Source organism: Coprococcus sp. AM14-16 (assembly GCF_003434675.1).
Lineage (GTDB): Bacteria > Bacillota > Clostridia > Lachnospirales > Lachnospiraceae > Coprococcus > Coprococcus aceti.
Window position 1 is genome coordinate 1 of record NZ_QTLL01000006.1, and the last position, 6,229, is coordinate 6,229.

The 6,229-nt window shown below is 38.0% G+C and carries 7 protein-coding genes; 1 reads left to right on the top strand and 6 read right to left on the bottom strand.

Features of this window, described 5'->3' with window-relative positions; translation table 11 throughout:
- Positions 1-201: 201 nt before the first annotated feature.
- Entirely contained in the window at positions 202-1,170 is a 969-nt protein-coding gene (locus DW159_RS13240; RefSeq protein WP_117551384.1) for an ATP-binding protein, read from the bottom strand.
- Positions 1,171-1,186: 16 nt separating this feature from the next.
- On the opposite strand from DW159_RS13240, the gene DW159_RS14265 reads away from it, so the two are divergent.
- Positions 1,187-1,549: a TetR-like C-terminal domain-containing protein gene (locus DW159_RS14265; RefSeq protein ID WP_242992749.1), complete on the top strand. Its 363-nt coding sequence runs from the start codon at positions 1,187-1,189 to the stop codon at positions 1,547-1,549.
- Between the two features lie 92 nt (positions 1,550-1,641).
- On the opposite strand, the gene DW159_RS13245 is transcribed toward DW159_RS14265, so the two are convergent.
- From DW159_RS13245 to DW159_RS14320, 5 genes are all read right to left on the bottom strand, one after another.
- Positions 1,642-2,400 (bottom strand): alpha/beta fold hydrolase, encoded by a 759-nt coding sequence (locus tag DW159_RS13245; RefSeq protein WP_117551386.1) that lies wholly within the window; start codon positions 2,398-2,400, stop codon positions 1,642-1,644.
- A 195-nt stretch (positions 2,401-2,595) separates the two neighbouring features.
- Positions 2,596-2,958 carry an acyl-CoA thioester hydrolase/BAAT C-terminal domain-containing protein gene (locus DW159_RS13250; protein WP_242992744.1) on the bottom strand — a complete coding sequence of 121 codons (363 nt, stop codon included), beginning with the start codon at positions 2,956-2,958 and terminating at the stop codon, positions 2,596-2,598.
- A 49-nt stretch (positions 2,959-3,007) separates the two neighbouring features.
- The gene (locus DW159_RS13255; RefSeq protein ID WP_117551388.1) at positions 3,008-3,508 is read right to left on the bottom strand and encodes a hypothetical protein; all 501 of its coding nucleotides are present in this window, start codon (positions 3,506-3,508) and stop codon (positions 3,008-3,010) included.
- Between the two features lie 249 nt (positions 3,509-3,757).
- Complete coding sequence (locus DW159_RS13260) at positions 3,758-5,584, bottom strand: diguanylate cyclase domain-containing protein (protein ID WP_117551390.1); 1,827 nt, start codon at positions 5,582-5,584, stop codon at positions 3,758-3,760.
- A gap of 540 nt (positions 5,585-6,124) precedes the next feature.
- On the bottom strand, positions 6,125-6,229 hold a 105-nt coding region (locus DW159_RS14320), incomplete at its 5' end, for an Hsp20 family protein (RefSeq protein WP_442871974.1).

The following is a 6,229-nucleotide window of genomic DNA, read 5'->3' on the forward strand; positions in this document are numbered from 1 at the left end:
CTAGGTAACATAAGTCATTTCTCCTTTCAATCTCAAACAAGTGTCGGAAATTGCGGCTTCTTATGAAGTCCCAAGGCACTTAGACTTTTGTTTACTGTTACTTTCAAAATAATTGTCAGGATAAGCTTTCGGGATTCTTTCTCTTCTTTCTAATCCCTTTCCTTATCTTTGACTATGTTATACACCCAGTTATTAGCACTGTCAAGAGGCGAGTGCTAATTCTTTTATGAAGATTGTGTGAACGCAAATGGCTCTATCCCTTATAGATACTCTCATTCTTAATTCATTGTAAATGACATTCTCCATAGAATGTGTCACTTCCAGCTGCCTGTAATGAATTCTTGAATTTCTAAGTCCCATATCCATAAAATAGTATTTCATTGGTGTACCGATATAGGACTTTCCCTTAATATCATATCTGTTCGCCTCTTCAATTAAAAAAGCATACTCCAAATATTCAATATATTTCGTAATCGTTGTTGCTGTAATTTTCGAATTGTTTACGCTTTTAAATGTTTTCTGAAGTTTGTTAGGATTTGTCAACGCGCCAATTGCAGATGCCAAAACATCAAGCAATGATTCCATTTCTCCAACGTTTCTGATTTTGTTTCGTTTCACAATATCACTGATATATGTTTCCTGAAACATATTATCCAATAGATTCACTTTTTGCTCATCCGTTTCGGCTAATACCACCAACGGAATACCGCCATAAGTAATATATTCGTTCCATCCATCATATTTATTTCCATCATAGCAACTCATAAATTCCGAAAAGCTCAAAGGGTACATATGAACCTCATCCCCTCTGCCACCAAATTCAGTAGCTATATCTCTGGATAAAAACTTTGCATTACTTCCTGTTACAAACACATCGCAATTCTTCTTATCCGCTAAACCGTTAAGCACACTCACAAACTCATCCAGCAACTGCACTTCATCTAAAAGAAAGTAGTATAAATCAAACGCCATTTCAATGATGTGTTTTTCATCCACTCCATTTTCAAGCAAATGATTTTTAAACAGCGTTCGCAATAAATATGATTTTCCACATCTTCTTATTCCTGTTACAATTTTAATCAGACCATTTCCTTCACAATTTATAAGTTGTTCTAAATAGTAATCTTTTTTAATTTCTTTTAATGATTTTGAAAAGCTGTTTAGATACATAAAAGATAATCAGATTATTTTTAACACATATTTTAAACTTGGCTTTGATGATAACTATAAAATAGTTCAGTTTGATCATAAGCTGGCAGAGCAGCATTTTGGAAATAAATACATAGAATATCATTGTGAATTTTTCAGGGCTACCATTACAAGTATTATAAAAATGTGGTTAAAAAATGGATGTAAGGAAAGTCCTGCGGAAATGGCTGACATTATAAGGCAGGAGTATAGAGGAAGGATTGAAATCAACCGACTGAAGTTAACGTTTCGAAGCTCAATCACTATTCAACCCTGCTTTCTTGCTGTCTACGCTTGTCAAATGCCGTTACCGACATCATCCCAAGACTCGCTATTATCTGATTGGCTAGACCTTGGATAAACCGGCTTCCCACCGGCTTGACTACACACTCTTAGCGGGGCGCACAACTGGAAGTTGTCACAACACAACTTCTTTTTATTTGCTGCAACTCCTTACTTTGCTAAATTCATAATACGTTCTGCCATGTTTTCTGGATATAATGTCACCATACTGGCGTGTCCCATATTTTTCATTTCTATAAACTTTACATGTAGAAAATGTTCTTTTACATATGCTAAATCTTTTGCTCTTTCTTTACGTTCTTTATCACCGTACCAATATTCTAATTTACCCGAATATTCTATAGTACCTTCCGGCATCCTGTAGTTGTTGCATGATTCAAAAGTTCTCCAGATGGTCTTATAACTGATAAAGCGGAAAACTTTCGCCATATATTCTAAATCTTCCTTGCTATATTCATCTGTTGCAAACACCTTTTCCAGAAGGCTAAACCCGCCTGTTTTTCCCATAGAGATCAGCAGAAAATCCTTAACAGCAATGAATCGAGTAAGTAACCATGGTATCTGATATGGTGTGATTCCGCCATCGCATATTGTGTTATTTACGGTAATTTTCTTATCTGCAAGCATTCTTAAAACAATACTACCTCCCATAGAACAGCCATATAGAACATCAATGGTGGTAATCTTATTTTTTACTAACCACTCTGCCAATTCCCCGGCGATATTTTCCACGCTGGTAAAATTTTGCTGTGAATCATTTTCATCATATCCCGGTAATGCCGGAATAATTACATGACAATCCTTTTCCAATAAAGGAATTAGATATTCAAAAAAATCCCACATCACTACAGATGGATGTACCAGAACCACTGTCTTTGCATTACTTTTTCCATATTCATGAATTGTCATTCCTTATCTCCTGTATACTTCCCAATCAATTTGATAACTTCCGATTTGTTACTTTCTATTATACATTATATCGGCAGAATCGAATATCCATTCGATGCCATATTTCTGTAATATAAAAGCCGGATGCGTCAAACCTCAGTGGTTACTGACGAATCCAACCTTTTGTAGTCCGGCAAGCACCTTGTACCACGAACATTATACCGCAATCCACTCATGCAGCGCCGCCGAATGTCTTTTGTCTACGTCCTTTCTTGTAGCCTCACACTCATGCGGATGTTGCTGCAAACGCTGATCCATCCGGCGGACATATTTGCCAGCCTCCCAGAAGCTATCATCATCTGCGCCAATCAAAATTAACTTTTCCTTGATATTTTCAACCTTTATCATTTCTTCTTCCGTATGTTCCCGATCTTTTTCGGAATCTATGAACAGGCATGTGGAACGCTCAATATCACCTGAGCCTTTCGTTTCCTCTTCAACCTTTTTCCAATACATTGGATGTTCGTAAACAAATGGCATATAAGCAAGCGGCTTCCCATGATAGGAAAGTCCTTTCATCAAATTCCTGTTTGAAGCTGAAAATGCTCAGCCTTTTATTCTTGCGTCTTTACCTCCCAGACAGCCACATCACCAAAAGCCCTACCGGCAAAGCAATCACCGCCTGGCTGAACATTCCTATCACCGCATATTTAATATGATGCCAATAATCATGGTAAGCATCCACCAAATCCTCAGTTCCCGGAATTATCATCTTCTTACTATGGCAAAACCACAGACAATCCACCACCAATGCATCAAACCACATCTCAACTACCCACATGATATATCCGTGAAACCATCCTTCAGAGAAAGTACGTGCACCGCCGATATAGTACGCTAATACAGTCTGCAAAAATATGTATCCGATAAATAATCCCAGTTTTCCTATCGTTGCTTTCTTCTTAAGTTTCCCGGAGCTTTCCTGAATCAATCCAAGCTCTCTGCATCGATCCTGTATCGCCTTGGGGTATTCCTGTATCATGCCAAGCTTTCCCTTCTTTGCTATATTGATACCGCAAATTGTGTAAATGATAACATTAAAAATAACTATTTCTAATAGATAATTCATTTTGCCTCCTCATCGAACACCAGCCATGCAAAATCGCCTCGATCTATCTGACAGACGCTGCACTGATCGAAACATCGAGATTGAGTTAGTTGTCGCTAACCTAATATTAGCATATTTTCCTGAGAATGTAAATGAGTATAAAACAGCCTACTATATTTGCAAATGGCTGGATGAAGAACCCCCCTGTAGGGCCACTACAGGGGGGTTCGTTGTACTAATGGTAGTACATCTTGAAATATCGATATCGTTTTATCTGCTGACAGGAATAATATGGGAACGTTCCGGCACAGTTCCCAGACCTGTTTTATTATCATAATAAGATTCAACCAGAGCGCAGTCCATGATCAAAACGTAGAATACATTTCCATAATAACGGTTTTCCACTATTCTTCCGTGATCAAGAACAGGAAGATATGTTCCATCTTTTTTTGCAAAATGGAACCTTACATAGTCATTATTTCCACTGGTCTTTGCATCAATCTGTTTCCAGATGCTGGTCTCAACAGAATCCCGTTCGTCTGGATGGACCAGATTTCTGAATCTATGATCTGTGTAATCCAGAAAATCATCAAAATCCCTGCAGCCAGCAAATTCTATCAGTTCACGATTTGCAAATAAAATATTATCATTTTCAGGATCAGCTATATATATAAGGAAAGCTCCCGGAAGATTCTTTGATACATCCTGAAGTGCAAATCCAAGCTGGCTTCTGTGCTGCATCTTATAAGCTCCTCGATAAGGACTGCAATTATTCTTTCCATGAAGTTTTACCGCGTAAAGTGCCATATCCGCGCATCTGATAAGCTCCGAAACATCTTCACAATCTTTTGGATATTCTGCATACCCAAGAGAAATGTAAAATGGATGCTCCCCACCATTATATGTTATATGCCGTGGCTGAAGAGTAAATTGTTCTATTTTCTTTCTTGCCTCTTCCTCTGTTGTGTCAACCAGAATGGCGGAGAACTCATCACCGCCATTTCTGCAAATAATAGAATTATCATTGAAATAGCTCTGCATGTCCTGTGCAAGACTTTTCAGTGCGGCATCTCCAACCACATGACCATACATATCATTTATAAATTTAAAATCATCAATATCCATCTGTATACCCACACAATGAATATGAAGATCGCTCTGCATAACCTTTTTGAGCTGTTCGTCAAAGCCCTTACGATTCAAGAGTCCGGTCAGTGGATCTGTTATCGCCATTTTTTTTAATATATCTCTATGTCTCTCAATCACAAGGATGACAACCGTTAATCCAGTTAAGAGCAAAATAACACATATTCCCAAAAACAGCTGTGGAAATACATTCCACCCATGACTCCAGCCATCAGCAGGCATTACCTCAAAATCAAATAGACAGCCGCCAAATTCAAACTCAAATGTAATCGGATTCTTCATAATATTGCCGGATGATGATACTATCTCTGTATCATCAGACAAAGGGGAAACTGTCTTTGTCAGGGAGTAATCATAACCGAATTTTGTGAGTGCCTGAATTGATTCTGTAAATATCTCCGGAACACGTATAATTACTATGGTAAATCCCCAAAATACTGGAGAGCCATCTGCCCCCTCCAGATATACAGGATTTCTAATCGCAATGCCCTGCCCCCCCTGTTTTAAATCAAAAGGACCCTGCATCGTGACTATATTTTTATCTCTTCCATAGCGGCATATCTCTCCACGACTTTCATCATGAATCAAATCTATCTTTCCAGCTTCATTCCCCGCCTCCGGATATATATCTGTGACAACACCGTCAGGCGCAATCTGTATGCTCTGAATAAAATCTGCCATCAGATTCCGGGCAACTTTTTGAAAATTGTCAATTTCCCCATTTGCGCTGATTGCTATCTCTTCAAGTGTATCTGTAATTGCAACTCCACGGTTCATGTCATTCTGTAGTCGTTCTGCATATGTTGTGGCATTAAGCGCTGTGACATTCCGTACCTGTTTATAATTTGATCTGTATGAATGGTATAAAACTACTGTCAAAACCAGACAGCCAACCAGAAAAATGAGAATCGGCAACATAAGTTTTTTATTATGGTTTTTACGCGAATTCATAGTATGTCATCTCTCCTTATTTTGGATGCTATTTACAAGTTCTCTACAAATTGCACATATTTTATCGCATTCTTTTATTTTTGACAAGCCAGCATTCAGGGGTGTTTTTTTATAGGAATAGTACTATAATACAGAAACGAAAAGAGGTAATCGCTATGCAGATAAGTATAATTTTGCTCGGAAAGCTTATTAACTTTTTTATTATGATCCTGGACACACTGTAGCACAATGCTCTCCGAAAAGCCACACCTGGAATGGAAAAAGATAATATATAACAAAGATGCTACATACTCCAGTCTTTTAAATGTATTTACTACTTTGTTCTGTATCATAACCATGCCTTTGGCTGTCATATTGTTCTCATGGCTGATACTTTAATGGGGACGTTTTTTTACTTTAATGGGGACGTTTCTTTTGTCATGAGGATTGTCCCTGGAACAGACAAGCAAAAGAGCCCCCCGCATACCTGCACCTTGCAGATACACGGAGGGCTCTACGAATATTAGTCATCTGTTATTAAGTAATTACGCATTTCTTACATTATTCGATTGCGATGTAATTACTCTTCTCTACTTTCTTCTGCTCTTCCTTCTTAGGAATCGACAGTTTCAGTACGCCATGTTCATACTTTGCATGAATGTCTTC